We start from the raw sequence: 14,530 nt of genomic DNA, 5'->3' as shown, positions 1-14,530 counted from the left end.
GCCGGCTCCCGGCTCAGTGCGTCCAGGGCGTCTTGCGGTCGAAGCGGAAATTGTCGGAATAGCTGGCGCGCTTGGGCACGCTCTGGTGGGCCGGCTGCACGGTGTAGGCGATGCCGTTGCGCTGGGCGTAGGCTTCGGCGTCTTCGAGCGTGTCGAAAGCCAGCCGAACCTGCTGGGTGGTATCGCCCGAGCCGGTATAGCCCATCAGCGGCTCGATCTGCCGGGGGGAAGCCTGCTCATGCACCAGAACCCATTGGCGCGATTTGCCGCGACCGCTCTGCATCGCATTGGGGGCGGGCCTGTAGATCCGTGCCGTCATCTGCAATCACATCCGAATTCTGTCGCCGCTGGTCGGGGTAGAGTGATTCGAACACTCGGCCCCCGGTTCCCAAAACCGGTGCTCTACCAGGCTGAGCTATACCCCGTGCAGCGTGGCTCTTCCGTTAGCCCGTCCGCAGGCAAAGGGCAAGCGGGCGCATTGACGACAGGCGCGAAGACGGGCGATGGAGTGCCATGAGCCATCTCTACAAGTCCTGGCCGCCGGGCCTGTCGCGCCGAACCCTGCCCTTCGTCATCCTGGCGCTCGTCGCCATGCTGGCCCTCGTCATTCCGTTCGACGAAGCCCTGTCGCGCGGCGCGCAGGCGCTGCCCGAAGCCGGTCGCACGGCGTTTTTGTCCATCACCAATTACGGGCTTTCGGACTGGGTGCTGCTGCCCACGCTTGCCCTCGCCATACTGCTCGGCATCGCGGCCGCGCTGACGCGACCCGAGCCGTGGAAGTCGGCGCTGGGCGAGGGAGCGCAGATCTTCGCGTTCATCTTTATCTGCGTCGGCTTTCCGGGGCTCTTCACCGCCATCGTCAAGCGCCTGCTGGGGCGGGGGCGGCCCGAAAACCTCGATGCGGTGGGGGCGCTGGGCTTCCAGCATTTCGTCAACGACCACAGCTTCCAGAGCTTTCCATCCGGGCACACGACAACCTCCTTCGCGCTGGCCTATGCCATAGGCTTTCTCTGGCCCAAGGCATTCTGGCCGCTGCTGGTCGTGGCCGTGCTGGTCGGCATTTCGCGCGTGGTGATCGGCGTGCATTTCCCCAGCGACGTGCTGGCCGGCGCCGTGGTGGGCACGGTGCTGGCGTTTGCGGTGCGCAATGTCTTTGTCCGCAGAGGCTGGCTCTTTGCGCGTGAAGCGGATGGCGCCATCAGGCGCCGCCCGCTCGCGGGCCTTGCCGCGCTGTTTCAGAGCCGCTCGCGGTAGCGCGCGAGGCCGGCGGACAGATCGGCCTTAAGGTCATCGAGCGCTTCGAAGCCCACATGGATGCGGAAGAGCGTTCCGCCGGGCTCGAATCGCGTCGCCGTGCGCACATGGGCGACCTTCGAGGGCAGGATGAGGCTTTCATAGCCGCCCCAGCTATAGCCCATGCTGAAGAGCTCAAGCCCATCGACGAACGCAGCGATGGCTTCGCGGGGACCCTCCTCGAGCACCACGCCGAAAAGACTGCCCGATCCGCTGAAATCGCGGCGGTAGATCGCATGGTCGGGATGGTCGGGGCGGGCAGGGTGGATGACCCTGATGACGCCGGGCCGATCGGTCAGCCAGTCGGCAAGGGCAAGGGCGCGCTGCTCGTGTTCCTTCATGCGGATGGCGAGCGTGCGCATGCCGCGCGCAACGAGGAAGGCATCGTCTGGGCCGACCGCAACCCCCAGCTGGCGATGGGCTTTGGCAAGTGCCGGCCAGAACTGGGCCGTGGCCGATACTGTGCCCGACATCGCGTCCGAATGCCCCACGAACATTTTGGTGCCGGCATGCACGACGAGGTCGGCGCCCAGCGCCAGAGGCCGGTGAAAGAGCGGAGTGGCCCAGGAATTGTCGACGATAACGGCCGCCCCGCGAGCCTTGGCCACCGTGGCAATGGCCGGCAGATCCTGCATCTCGAAGGTATGAGAACCCGGGCTTTCGACGAAAACCGCGCGGGTGCGATCGGTAAAAAGCGATTCGATGCCGGCGCCGATGCGCGGATCGTAATAGCGCGTGGTGACGCCGAGACGCGCCAGAAGGCCATCGCAGAAGGCGCGGGTCGGCTCATAGACGCTGTCGGTCACGAGGATGTCATCGCCTGCCGAGACCACCGCGAGCAGCGCGAGCGTGATCGCTGCGAGGCCGGAGGGGGCCAGAAGCGTGCCGGCCGCGCCCTCGAGTTCGGAGATCATCTCCTCGATGCCCCGCGTCGTGGGGCTGCCCTGACGGCCATAACGGTAGGCGATGGAGTAGTCGTCGAGGGCGTCGAGGGTGGGAAAAACGACCGTCGAGCCGCGATAGGCGGGCGTGTTGACGAACCCGAACTGCTGCGCCGGGGCGCGCCCCATATGGGTCAAAAGCGTTTCAGTCGCGGGTTTTGCGGGCTTTCCGCCCGGGAATTCGGTCATCGTCTGTTTGTCCTGCCAAAAATGCGGTCAAAGAAGCCTGTTGAACAACAAACAGTCAGGTTTGCTGCCTTATTGCGGCCATGGCGCTTGACGCGCCTTTGAATTGTCGGTTCGATGGTTAGCAGCATCGCATCCGCTCTGAAAGCGGAGGTGCCGCCGGGGACGGCAGAACGACGTCCAGCCGGGATAAAAAGGGTCAGGAAACAAAAGGCAGTCAACAATGTCCAAGAAATTCCTAACGATTGCACTGTCGGCCGCGCTCGGTCTCACGGCAACCGCCGTACAGGCGCAGACGCTTGATGACGTCAAGGCGCGCGGCCATGTGCTGTGCGGCGTTACCGAAGGCGTGCCGGGCTTCTCCAACCCGGACCAGAACAATAACTGGGTCGGTCTGGAGGTTGATTACTGCCGTGCGCTTGGCGCCGCGGTGTTCGATGACCCCGATGCAGTGCGCTATGTGCCGCTGACCTCGGCGGCCCGCTTCGAAAGCCTGGGCAATGGCAATGTGGACGTGCTCTCGCGCACAACCACCTGGACCATGACCCGCGACACCGATCTCGGCCTCTCCTTTGTGGGCACGATGTTCTATGACGGGCAGGGCTTCGTCGTGCGCAATGCCGACGGCATCACCTCGGCCGCCGAACTCGATGGCGCCGCCGTCTGCGTCGAATCGGGCACCACCACCGAACTCAACCTCGCTGACTATGCCGCCGCCAATGGGCTGGAGATCGACACCGTCGTGTTCGTGACCCGCTCGGAAGTGGTGCAGGCCTATCTCGACGGCCGTTGCGACGCCTATACCACGGACTCCTCGGCCATCGCCGCCGAGCGCACCGAGTTCCCGGATCCGTCCGCCCACACCATCCTGCCCGAGATCATCTCCAAGGAGCCGCTCGGCCCCGTGGTGCGCGCCGGCGATCCGCAGTGGTTCAACATTGCCCGCTGGACCTATTTCGCGCTGCTCAACGCTGAAGAACTGGGCGTGACCCAGGCCAATGTCGATGACATGCTTGGCTCCGAGAACCCCGAGATCCGCCGCCTGCTCGGCGTCGAGGGTGATTTCGGCGGGCCGATCGGCCTCACCGCCGACTGGGCCTATCGCATCATCAAGCACATCGGTAATTACGGCGAGGCCTATGACCGTCATGTCGGTCCCTCGACCCCGCTGGCCCTGGCTCGCGGCCTGAATGCGCTCTGGACCGACGGCGGCATCCAGTACGCCCCGCCGATCCGCTAAGCCCCAACGACGGTCGCGGCGCTGCCTTCGAGGGGCGCCGCGACTCCTCGTCTACGCCCGCGTCATGAGACGGCAGGGCGGGCCGCGCAGCGACCCAGGGGGTGTCCATGCCTGACAAGAGCGTCCCGATCGAGACGCAGCCGGCCCGCGTGCCGGCGCAAGCCAACTCGGCCTTCTACAACGACCCGCGCTTTCGCGCCTTCATCTACCAGGGACTTCTCGTCGTCGGCGTCGTGGCGCTGTTCTGGTGGCTCGCGAGCAACGCCCAGCAGAACCTGGCGGCCCAGAACAAGCAGACCGGATTCGCCTTTCTCGACCAGCCCGCCGGCTTCGGCATCAGCTTCTCGCTCATCCCGTTCGACCGCGCCTCGAGCTATCTCCAGGTCTATTTCGTCGGCATTCTCAACACGCTGCTCGTCGCCTCGATCGGCATCGTGCTAGCCACGATGCTTGGCTTCGTCATCGGCATCGCGCGGCTCTCGTCCAATTTCCTCATCCGGCAGTTCGCAGCGATCTATGTCGAGACGATCCGCAACATGCCGCTGCTGCTGCAGCTGCTGTTCTGGTATTTCCTGATGCTGAACGCGCTGCCGGCCGTGCGCAATGCCATCACGCTGCCCTTCGGCATCGCGCTGCACCAGCGTGGCCTCAACCTGCCCGCCCTCGTGCCCGACGACCGTTTCATCTTCTTGGCTGTGGCGATCGTCGTCGCGGTGATCGCAGGGCTGGTATTCCGGCGCTGGAGCCTCAAGCAGATCGAAAACACCGGCCGGCGTCGCCCGGTCTGGCTGCCGATGCTGGCGATCATCATCGTGCCGATCTTTCTCGTCTATTTCATCTCGGGCACCCGGATCGCCTTCGATTTCCCCGAACTGCGCGGGTTCAATTTCCGCGGCGGCTTTACCGCGCCGCCCGAATTGACGGCGCTGGTCCTCGGGCTCGTGGTCTACACCGCCGCCTTCATCGCAGAGATCGTGCGCGCCGGCATCCAGTCGGTGAGCCATGGGCAGACCGAGGCCGCCTCGGCCCTCGGCCTCAAGGAAGGTGACCGGTTGCGGCTGGTGATCGTGCCCCAGGCGATGCGCGTGATCATTCCGCCGTTGACGAGCCAGTATCTCAACCTCACCAAGAACTCCTCGCTGGGTGCTGCCATCGGTTTTCCCGAACTGGTCAACGTCTATGTGGGCACCGCGCTCAACCAGAGCGGCCGGGCCATCGAGATCATCGGCATGGCGATGCTGGTCTATCTGACCTTCTCGCTCACCACCTCGATCGTGATGAACTGGTACAATTCGCGCGTTGCGCTGGTGGAACGGTGAGGAGGGCGCAATGACCGATACGACAGTCTTCGTCAGAAGCCAGATGGAACCGGCGGCGCTGCCGCCCAAGCGCTCCACCGGGCTCGTCGCCTGGCTGCGCACCAACCTCTTCGCCACGCCGGGCGACACCGCGATGACCATCATCGCCATGCTGTTCGTGGCGTGGCTCGTGCCGCCGCTCTGGCAGTTTCTCGTGACCGATGCGGTCTGGAGCGACCCCGAGGGATTGCGCGGGGAAGCCTGCCGCTTCGAGGGCGTTGGAGCCTGCTGGGTGTTCATCCAGGGGCGCTTCAACTTCTTCATCTACGGGTTCTATCCCGTCGACCAAATCTGGCGCGTCAATGTGATGTTCCTTTTGGGCATCATCTTCATCCTGCCGCTGCTGGTGCCCCGCGCGCCCTTCAAGCGGACGGCAGCGGTGATGTTCTTTCTCGTCTATCCCGTCGTCGCCTATTTCCTGATGGCGGGCGGCGTCTTCGGGCTGAGGCCGGTGCCGACCAATTTCTGGGGCGGGCTGACCCTCACGCTGATCATCTCCCTGATCGGCATCATCGCCTCGACCCCCATCGGCATCCTCCTGGCGCTCGGGCGGCAATCCAAGCTGCCGATCATCAAGGCGTTCTGCGTGGGGTTCATCGAACTCTGGCGCGCGGTGCCGCTCATCACCGTGCTGTTCATGGCCTCGGTGATGTTTCCGCTGTTCATGCCGCAGGGCGTGTCGGTGGACAATCTGGCCCGCGCCATCGTCGGGATCATCCTGTTCGAGAGCGCCTATATGGCCGAAGTGGTGCGCGGCGGCCTGCAGGCCATGCCGCGTGGCCAGTATGAGGCGGCCTATGCGCTGGGGCTGAACAAGCCCAAGACCATGGGCCTGATCATCCTGCCGCAGGCGCTCAAGCACGTGATCCCGGGCATCGTGAACACCTTCATCGCGCTGTTCAAGGATACATCGCTCGTGTCGATCATCGGCATCTTCGAGCTCCTCAATACCGTGCGGGCAGCGGGGTCGGATATCAACTGGTCCTCACCCACGCACGCGGTGACCGGCTATATCTTTGCCGGCTTCGTGTTCTGGGTCTTCTGCTTCGCCATGTCCCGCTATTCGATCTACATGGAGCGCCGCCTCCATACCGGCCACAAGAGGTGACCATGCAACCTGCTTCGCAGACTGCGCCTGCCGCGGACGCCCAGCGCTCGCGCATGAGCGTCTCCAAATCCGAAGTCGCCATCGAGATCGCCGGCATGCATAAATGGTATGCCGACTTCCACGTGCTGCGCGACATCAACCTCAAGGTGATGAAGGGCGAGCGCATCGTCATCGCCGGGCCTTCCGGCTCTGGCAAATCGACGCTCATCCGCTGCATCAACCGGCTCGAGGAGCACCAAAAGGGCACCATCGTCGTCGATGGCATCGAGCTCACCTCGGACATCAAGCGCATCGATGAGGTTCGGCGCGAGGTTGGGATGGTGTTCCAGCACTTCAATCTCTTTCCGCACCTGACCATCCTGCAGAACCTGACGCTGGCGCCGATCTGGGTGCGCGGCATTCCCAAGGCCGAGGCCGAGGAAACCGCAATGAAGTACCTGACGCGCGTGAAGATCCCCGAGCAGGCGGCCAAGTTCCCGGGCCAGCTGTCGGGAGGCCAGCAGCAGCGCGTCGCGATTGCCCGGTCGCTGTGCATGAACCCCAAGATCATGCTGTTCGACGAGCCGACCTCGGCGCTCGACCCCGAGATGATCAAGGAAGTGCTCGAGGTGATGGTCGACCTGGCCGAGGACGGCATGACGATGATCTGCGTGACCCATGAGATGGGCTTTGCCCGGCAGGTGGCCAATCGCGTGATCTTCATGGATCAGGGCCAGATCATCGAGCAGAACGAGCCCGAGGCGTTCTTCTCCAACCCGCAGCACGAGCGCACCAAGCTGTTCCTCAGCCAGATCCTGCACTGATCAGGGGGCGCATGGCGCCGAAGTGATCGACCGGCGGCCGGGCTTCGCATAGGCGTGATCCCGGCCGGCTGCACTTGACCCTTCGAGGGCCATGTTGATGATGGGCCTGCGACCGAAGGGAGTCTGATGTGCAGGTCTTTTTGCGTGCCCGCTTGCGTGGCCTGATCCATCCGGGTCGGGTGCTGCCCGCATGGCTCATGGCTCTGGCGATGGTCTTTGCGTCGGGGCTCTTTGCCCTGCCGGCACGGGCGCAGGTGGACGCCATGAGCGGGCTGACGCTCGAGACAGTGCGGGCGCGAGGGTATCTCATCTGCGCCTCCACCGATCCGCTGCCCGGCTTTGCGCAGCTCAATGCCGATGGACGCTGGACCGGCTTCGATATCGATTTCTGTCGCGCCATGGCGGCAGCCGTGTTCGGGGACCCCGACCGGATGGAATTCCGCCCGCTGCGCGGGGAAAGCCGCTTTGCGCTGCTGCAGGCGGGCGATATTGACATCGTCGTGCGCAACGCGCCTTGGACCATGGGGCGCGACAGCCGCTATGGCGCGACCTATGTCGGCATCTCGTTCTTTGATGGCCAGGCCTTCATGGTGCCGCAGGAGCTGGGCGCGGTGTCGGCTTATGAGCTCGATAATGTGAAGGTCTGCGTGCTGGATGGCGGGGAGGAACTTGTCCGCCTGCGCGACTTCTTCTTCACCAATCAGGTGAGCTACGAGGAAGTGCTCTATGAGGATCGCGAGGACCTGACAGTTGCCTATCGGACCGGGCTCTGTGATGCGGTGACGACGGCGGCAAGCTGGCTCCACGCCATCCGCCGCAGCCTGCCGGAACCAGCGGCGCATCGCATCCTGCCCGAGCGCATCTCGAAGGACGCATTCGGACCCGTGATCCGCGAGGGCGATGCGCAATGGTTCGACATCGTGCGCTGGGTGCTCTTTGCGCTGATCAATGCCGAGGAGGTCGGGGTGTCCTCGCTCAACATCGAATCGCTGACCGCCGCCAAGACGCATTCCATTCGTCGGCTGCTCGGCATGGAAGGCAGCTTTGGGCCGGGATTGGGGTTGTCGCCCAACTTCATCAGCGACGTGATCCGCGCGGTCGGCAATTACGGCGAGATCTTCAACCGCAATTTCGGCCCAGATACTGGCGCGCCTGTCGTGCGGGGGCAGAACGCGCTGTGGCTCAATGGTGGGCTGCTCTTCGCACCGCCGGTCGAATAACGGCCGTCAGGCGAAGTGCAGGCTGACGCGGCGGTTCTCGCGGCCTTTCTTCTCGATCTTGCCGATGCGCAGCGGCCCGATCTCGCCGGTGCGGGCCACATGCGTGCCACCGCAGGGCTGCAGGTCGACATCCCCAATGCGGATGAGGCGCACGCGGCCCTGGCCCATCGGCGGCTTGACCTTCATGGTCTTGATGAGATCGGGCTTGGCCGCCATTTCGGCGTCCGTGATCCACTCCCCGGTGACCGGGTGATCGGCTGAAACCATGGCGTTGAGCGCAGTTTCGAGCGCGGCCAGATCGGGCGGCACTTCGGTCATGTCGAAATCAAGCCGGCCCTTGTCCTCCCCAATCGATCCGCCGGTCACAGGGAAGGGGAAGACGACCGAGAGCAGGTGTAGCGCGGTGTGCATACGCATCAGCGCGTAGCGGCGATCCCAATCGAGGTCGAGAGTGAGGACGTCGCCGAGGGAAACTGGAGGCTGGCCTTCGGCCGGCAGGTGCAGGATGCGCGTCTTGTCACCATCGGGATGGATTGCGCCGGAGAGCGCGATGATTTGCCCGTCGGTGGTAATGGCCTTGCCCGTATCGCCCGGCTGGCCGCCCGAGGTCGCGTAGAAATTGGTGCGGTCGAGCTCGAATGCACCGTTATCGCCGATGGCGGTGACGGTGGCGGAAAGGCTCCGTGCATAGCTGTCAGAGCGGAAGACGAAGTCTGTCATGGGGCTGCCCGGCTAAATCAGGCCGGATCGGGCAGCATCACCGAGGAAATGTCAATCTGCGCGGGGTGGTCGAGCCAGTGCGGGACGGGCAAGTTCTTCTCGCGCAGGAAGGCCGGGTTGTAGAGCTTGGACTGGTAGCGGTTGCCATAGTCGCAGAGGATGGTGACGATGGTCTTGCCCGGCCCCAGATCGCGCGCGAGCCTTACGGCGCCGGCGATGTTGATGCCGCTCGAGCCCCCGAGGCAGAGGCCCTCATGCTCGAGCAGGTCGAAGACATAGGGCAGGGCCTCGCTGTCGGGGATCTGATAGGCGCGATCCACCACCGCGCCCTCGAGATTGGCGGTGATGCGCCCCTGGCCGATGCCCTCGGTGATCGAGTTGCCTTCGGATTTGAGCACGCCATCGGTGTAGTAGCTGTAGAGCGCTGCGCCCTCGGGATCGGCGAGCCCGATCTGGATAGCGGGGTTGCTGGCCTTGAGCGCCATAGACACGCCCGCGAGCGTGCCGCCGGAGCCGACCGAGCAGATGAAGCCATCGACCTTGCCGTCGGTCTGGGCAAGGATTTCGGGGCCGGTGCCTTCGATATGGGCCTGGCGGTTGGCGACATTGTCGAACTGGTTGGCCCAGATGGCGCCCTCCGGCAGTTCGGCGGCGAGCTTTTCGGCGAGGCGGCCAGAGAGCTTCACGTAGTTGTTGGGGTTCTTGTAGGGCTTGGCCGGCACCTCGATCAGCGTCGCACCCATGAGGCGCAGCGCGTCCTTCTTCTCCTGGCTCTGGGTATCGGGAATGACGATCACCGACTTATAGCCCAGCGCATCGGCAACAAGCGCCAGTCCGATGCCGGTATTGCCCGCCGTGCCCTCGACGATGGTGCCGCCGGGCCGCAGGACGCCGCGCCGTTCCGCATCGCGGATGATGTAGAGCGCCGCGCGATCTTTGACCGACTGGCCGGGATTGAGGAATTCCGCCTTGCCCCAGATGTCGCAGCCAGTGGCATCCGATACCCGGTTGAGACGGATGAGCGGAGTGTTGCCGATGGCTGAAACGACGTCTTTATGCTTGGACATGGGGACCGTACCGGGGGAAGGAGTGCCCCGAACCTAGTGTCCCCATCCCGCACTGCCAAGGCGCAGGCCAGCCCGCTGGCAGGACATTTCGCTCGCCTGCCGCACGAGGGCAAGATCGTCCAAATCCCGCCGCCGGAATGGAAAGAATATGCGCCGGGCGATCAGAGTGCCTTCAAGGCATCGAGAGCGCGCTGCCGGCTGGTGCCGAGATCGACGATCGGGCCCGGATAGGTCTTTCCGATGGTGACGCCGGCTTTGCGCAGGACATCAGTCGGTCCGTCGGCAGGCTTATGGATCCACTGGTCGGGCAGGCCTGCGAGCTCCGGCACCCATTTGCGCACATAGTCGCCGGCGGGATCATGGCGCTCGCCCTGCGTCACCGGATTGAAGATGCGGAAATAGGGCGCGGCATCGGCGCCGCTGCCGGCCACCCATTGCCAGCTCGCCGGATTGTTTGCGATATCTGCATCCACCAGCGTATCCCAGAACCAGGCCTCGCCCTCGCGCCAGTCGATGAGGAGGTTCTTGGCGAGAAGCGATGCCACGAGCATGCGGACGCGGTTATGCATCCAGCCGGTTTCCCACAATTGCCGCATGCCGGCGTCGACGATGGGTATGCCGGTGCGGCCGCGTCGCCAGTCCTCGAGCGCTGCGGGCGCGTCGCGCCAGGCGAGGCGGGCGTATTTTTCCTGCATCGGCTTGCGCGCAATGTCGGGCCGGTGATGCAGGAGGTGATAGGAGAATTCGCGCCAGCCGACTTCGGAGAGGAATTTCTCGGCCTGGCCAGCGAGCGCGGGGTGGGCTTCGGCAAAGGCGAGAGTGCGGTGCCAGATCTGGCGCGGGCCGATCTCGCCGTGCCTCAGATACGGCGAGAGTTGCGAGGTGATATCCTTGCCCGGAATGTCTCGGCCTTCGGGATAGTCCTTGAGGCGCTCGTTTAGGAACCTGTCCAGCACGTCGAGGGCAGCGGCTTCTCCCACCCGCCAATGGTCGTGGAATTTGCCGGCCCAATGGGGCTCGGCATAATCTGTATCAAAGCCCGCCTTCGGGACGGGGATCGCCTTGCGATGCGAGGCGGGGCGCCGGGCGGGGCTTGGATTGTCGCGCTGGCGCAGTGCCTTCCAGAAGGGCGAGAAGACGCCATAGGGGGTGCCTGCGCCGGTGGCGATATCGAAGGGCTCGACGAGCAGGTGGCTGTTGAAGGACTGGGTCTCGACGCCTGCCTGCTTCAGCGCCTGCTTGATCGCCGCGTCATGGTCGCATTCGGCGGGGGCGTAGCGGCGGTTCCAGAAGGCGTGGGTGATGCCGGCATCCTTCACGACCGCCTCGATGACGGCCTGCGCATGGCCGGTTTTGACCCGCAGGGAGATGCCGATTTCCGCGAGGTCGCGGCCGAGGCGCTCGAGCGCATGGTGCTGCCACCAGCGCGCGGCGGCCCCGATCGGGCGCAGGGCCGGATCGGTCTCGTGGATGAAGAGGGCCGTTGCATCGCCCTCCTGCCTGAGGGCTGCGGCGAGGGCGGGGTTGTCGGCGAGGCGCAGATCAGTGCGGAACCAGACGAGGGCGGCGGAGGGCATAAAAAACTTTTCCTTCTTCGGCCGGCCCGGTGGCCCGGAATGCTGGCGATCGACCCGTCAACGGCCCGGTGCGACCACGCGGGGTGGAATACGCGCAAAGGGGGGTGATGGTTCACGCCCTAGCGTATGCCGCCTGGCTTGCTGCGGGGCGGTTGCGGGCGTTATCTGCCGGTCAATTCTCGCGTTCCGGATCCTCTACCCATGCCTCAAGGCGCCACCCGGCTTACTCATCTGCAGATGCTCGAAGCCGAGAGCATCGAAATCTTTCGCGAGGTGGCAGCGGCGTTCGAGCGGCCAGTGATGCTTTATTCGATCGGCAAGGATTCGAGCGTGCTGCTGCATCTGGCGCGCAAGGCGTTTTTCCCCAGCCGCATCCCCTTTCCGCTTCTCCATGTCGATACGACGTGGAAATTCCGCGAGATGATCGCGTTCCGTAGCGCGATGGCCGAGCAGCATGGCTTCGAGCTGCTGGTGCACACCAATGAGGAAGGACGGGCGGCCAACGTCAATCCGTTCGACCATGGCTCGGCGCGCTACACCGACATCATGAAGACCCAGGCGCTGCGCCAGGCGCTGAACGCGGGCCGATACGATGCGGCGATCGGCGGAGCGCGGCGCGACGAGGAAAAGAGCCGTGCCAAGGAGCGCATCTTTTCGCACCGCAACGCATCCCATGCATGGGACCCCAAGAACCAGCGGCCCGAACTCTGGCGGCTGTTCAACACGCGACTGGCGCCGGGCGAGAGCCTGCGGGTGTTTCCGCTCTCGAACTGGACCGAGCTCGATATCTGGACCTACATTTACCAGGAAGACATCCCCATCGTGCCGCTCTATTTCGCCAAGGCCCGGCCCGTGGTGGAGCGGCAGGGCACGCTGATCATGGTGGATGACGCGCGCCTGCCGCTGCAACCGGGCGAGACGCCGCGCGAGGAGGTGGTGCGGTTCCGCACGCTCGGCTGCTATCCGCTGACGGGCGCGATCCGCTCGGACGCGGCCGACCTGCCCGCCATCATCATGGAAATGCAGGCCTCGCGCACCTCGGAGCGCGAAGGGCGGCTCATCGATTCCGACCAGCAGGGCTCGATGGAAAAAAAGAAGCAGGAAGGGTATTTCTGATGCTGCGGGCACAAGACTCCTCGGCGCTCGCGCTCGAAAACTGGCTCGCCGAACAGACCGGCAAGGGGCTGTTGCGCGTCCTGACCTGCGGCAGCGTGGATGACGGCAAGTCGACGCTGATCGGACGGTTGCTCTATGACAGCCAGCTCATCCTCGATGACCAGCTCGCGAGCCTCAAGGCCGAGAGCCGGAATCGAACGACCGGCGCCGAGGGCATCGACTTTTCGTTGCTGGTGGATGGGCTCGTCGCCGAGCGCGAGCAGGGCATTACCATCGACGTCGCCTACCGGTTCTTTTCGACCGCGCGGCGCAAGTTCATCATGGCCGATACGCCGGGCCATGAGCAGTATACCCGCAACATGGCGACCGGTGCGTCGAACGCCGATGTCGCCCTGCTGCTGGTGGACGCGCGCAAGGGGCTTCTGACCCAGACGCGGCGGCACAGTTTCATCCTCTCGCTGATCGGGGTGAAGCATGTGGTACTGGTGGTCAACAAGATCGACCTCGTGGACTATTCCGAAGACGTGTTCCGGCAGATCGAGGCGGAATATCGCGCCTTTGCCGCGCCACTCGGGTTTGCGAGCCTGGAGGCGATCCCGGTCTCGGCGCTCAACGGCGACAACATCCTGACCCCGAGCGGGAATACGGCGTGGCATCGTGGCGCCCAGCTCGTGCCCTATCTCGAAGCGCTCGATGTGACGGAAGACGAGAGCGCGCGGCCCTTCCGGTTCCCGGTTCAGTGGGTGAACCGGCCCGATCTCGATTTCCGCGGTTTCTCGGGCACGCTGGCCTCGGGCCTGGTGCGCGTCGGCGACGAGGTGCTGGTGGCGGCGTCGCGCAAGCCGGCGCGTATCGCGCGGATCGTCACCATGGACGGCGATCTGTCGGAGGCGGTGGCCGGGCAGGCGGTGACGCTGGTGCTCGACCGCGAGATCGACGTGTCGCGCGGCGATGTGCTCGTGCATCCGGGCGAGACGCCGGACGTCTCGACGCAGTTCCAGGCGCGCGTGGTGTGGATGGCCGACGAGCCGGCGATCCCCGGCCGCTCCTACCTGCTCCGGGTGGGCAACCAGATCGTGCCGGCCTCGCTGACCGATCTGAAATTCCGCACCAACGTCAACACCCTCGAACAGAGCGCCGCCAAGCGGTTAGGGCTCAACGAGGTGGGCACCGTCACGATTGCTACCGACAGGCCACTGGTGTTCGACCCCTATGCCGAGAATGCGCGGACGGGCGCCTTCATCCTGATCGACCGGCTGACCAATGCGACGCTCGGTGCCGGCACCATCGATTTCGGGCTGCGGCGGGCGCAGAACCTCTCCTACCAGAGCTTCGATGTGAACCGGGCGGTGCGGGCGCGGCTCAAGGGGCAGCAACCCGCGATCGTCTGGTTCACCGGGCTTTCGGGCTCGGGCAAGTCGAGCATCGCCAATCTGGTGGAAAAGCGCCTGACCGCCGAGGGCCGGCACGCCTATATCCTCGATGGCGACAACGTCCGCCACGGGCTCAACAAGAACCTCGGCTTCACTGAGGAAGCGCGGGTGGAAAACATCCGTCGCGTCGCAGAAGTGGCGCGGCTGATGGCCGATGCTGGGCTGATCGTGCTCGTCTCGTTCATCTCGCCCTTCCGCAACGAGAGGCGGCTGGCGCGCGAGATTGCCGGCGATATCCGCTTTACGGAGGTCTATGTCGATACCCCGCTCGAGGTCTGCGAGGCGCGCGATCCCAAGGGGCTCTATGCCAAGGCACGGCGCGGGGAGATCAGGAATTTCACCGGCATCGACAGCCCCTTCGAGCCGCCCGAGGCGCCGGACCTCGTTCTGCATGGTGCGGTGGCGCAGCCCCCGGCGCTGGCCGACGAATTGTTCGGACAACTCTTTCCCTAGGCAGGCTGAAACCCG

13 protein-coding genes and 1 tRNA gene are annotated in these 14,530 nt (G+C 64.8%); 8 read left to right on the top strand and 6 right to left on the bottom strand.

Features of this window, described 5'->3' with window-relative positions:
* Positions 1–13: 13 nt before the first annotated feature.
* Together BT183_RS05440 and BT183_RS05435 are read right to left on the bottom strand one after the other, a co-directional pair.
* Entirely contained in the window at positions 14–319 is a 306-nt protein-coding gene (locus BT183_RS05440) for an ETC complex I subunit (RefSeq protein ID WP_072339709.1), read from the bottom strand.
* 29 nt (positions 320–348) lie between these two features.
* Positions 349–425, bottom strand: a tRNA-Pro gene (locus BT183_RS05435).
* An 88-nt stretch (positions 426–513) separates the two neighbouring features.
* Here BT183_RS05435 and BT183_RS05430 point away from each other — a divergent pair.
* Entirely contained in the window at positions 514–1,254 is a 741-nt protein-coding gene (locus tag BT183_RS05430) for a phosphatase PAP2 family protein (protein WP_072339707.1), read from the top strand.
* Here the strand turns inward: BT183_RS05430 and metC are convergent.
* A complete protein-coding gene (gene metC / locus BT183_RS05425; RefSeq protein ID WP_072339705.1) occupies positions 1,236–2,423 on the bottom strand; it encodes a cystathionine beta-lyase in 1,188 nt (395 codons plus the stop codon). The genes BT183_RS05430 and metC overlap by 19 nt on opposite strands.
* 220 nt (positions 2,424–2,643) lie before the next feature.
* Here metC and BT183_RS05420 point away from each other — a divergent pair, with 220 nt between their 5' ends.
* The 5 genes from BT183_RS05420 to BT183_RS05400 all read left to right on the top strand — a co-directional run bounded on the left by BT183_RS05420 (position 2,644) and on the right by BT183_RS05400 (position 8,149).
* Positions 2,644–3,660, top strand: a complete 1,017-nt coding sequence (locus tag BT183_RS05420; protein WP_072339703.1) for an amino acid ABC transporter substrate-binding protein — start codon at positions 2,644–2,646, stop codon at positions 3,658–3,660.
* 107 nt (positions 3,661–3,767) lie between these two features.
* Positions 3,768–4,979: an amino acid ABC transporter permease gene (locus BT183_RS05415; RefSeq protein ID WP_072341587.1), complete on the top strand. Its 1,212-nt coding sequence runs from the start codon at positions 3,768–3,770 to the stop codon at positions 4,977–4,979.
* Between the two features lie 10 nt (positions 4,980–4,989).
* Complete coding sequence (locus tag BT183_RS05410) at positions 4,990–6,126, top strand: amino acid ABC transporter permease (protein WP_072339701.1); 1,137 nt, start codon at positions 4,990–4,992, stop codon at positions 6,124–6,126.
* A gap of 2 nt (positions 6,127–6,128) precedes the next feature.
* Positions 6,129–6,929, top strand: a complete 801-nt coding sequence (locus tag BT183_RS05405) for an amino acid ABC transporter ATP-binding protein (protein ID WP_072339699.1) — start codon at positions 6,129–6,131, stop codon at positions 6,927–6,929.
* A gap of 128 nt (positions 6,930–7,057) precedes the next feature.
* Positions 7,058–8,149, top strand: coding sequence for an amino acid ABC transporter substrate-binding protein (locus BT183_RS05400; protein WP_084603261.1), 1,092 nt, complete (start codon positions 7,058–7,060; stop codon positions 8,147–8,149).
* Positions 8,150–8,155: 6 nt separating this feature from the next.
* Here the strand turns inward: BT183_RS05400 and BT183_RS05395 are convergent, their stop codons facing one another.
* The 3 genes from BT183_RS05395 to BT183_RS05385 form a co-directional block, all read right to left on the bottom strand.
* Positions 8,156–8,869 carry an alanyl-tRNA editing protein gene (locus tag BT183_RS05395; protein ID WP_072339697.1) on the bottom strand — a complete coding sequence of 238 codons (714 nt, stop codon included), beginning with the start codon at positions 8,867–8,869 and terminating at the stop codon, positions 8,156–8,158.
* A 17-nt stretch (positions 8,870–8,886) separates the two neighbouring features.
* Positions 8,887–9,936, bottom strand: a complete 1,050-nt coding sequence (locus BT183_RS05390; protein ID WP_072339695.1) for a cysteine synthase A — start codon at positions 9,934–9,936, stop codon at positions 8,887–8,889.
* Between the two features lie 161 nt (positions 9,937–10,097).
* Positions 10,098–11,513, bottom strand: coding sequence for a cryptochrome/photolyase family protein (locus tag BT183_RS05385; RefSeq protein WP_072339692.1), 1,416 nt, complete (start codon positions 11,511–11,513; stop codon positions 10,098–10,100).
* Positions 11,514–11,714: 201 nt separating this feature from the next.
* Between BT183_RS05385 and cysD the strand changes: the two genes are divergently transcribed.
* Positions 11,715–12,629, top strand: a complete 915-nt coding sequence (gene cysD, locus BT183_RS05380; protein ID WP_072339690.1) for a sulfate adenylyltransferase subunit CysD — start codon at positions 11,715–11,717, stop codon at positions 12,627–12,629.
* Entirely contained in the window at positions 12,629–14,515 is a 1,887-nt protein-coding gene (gene cysN / locus BT183_RS05375; protein ID WP_072339688.1) for a sulfate adenylyltransferase subunit CysN, read from the top strand. The genes cysD and cysN overlap by 1 nt, the downstream gene beginning before the upstream one ends.
* Positions 14,516–14,530: the final 15 nt, after the last annotated feature.

The sequence above is a fragment of the Devosia enhydra genome (assembly GCF_900119845.1).
In the GTDB taxonomy this organism is placed as follows: domain Bacteria; phylum Pseudomonadota; class Alphaproteobacteria; order Rhizobiales; family Devosiaceae; genus FPKU01.
Note: the sequence above shows the minus strand (reverse complement) of the source record. Positions and strands in the feature narration are given on the sequence as shown.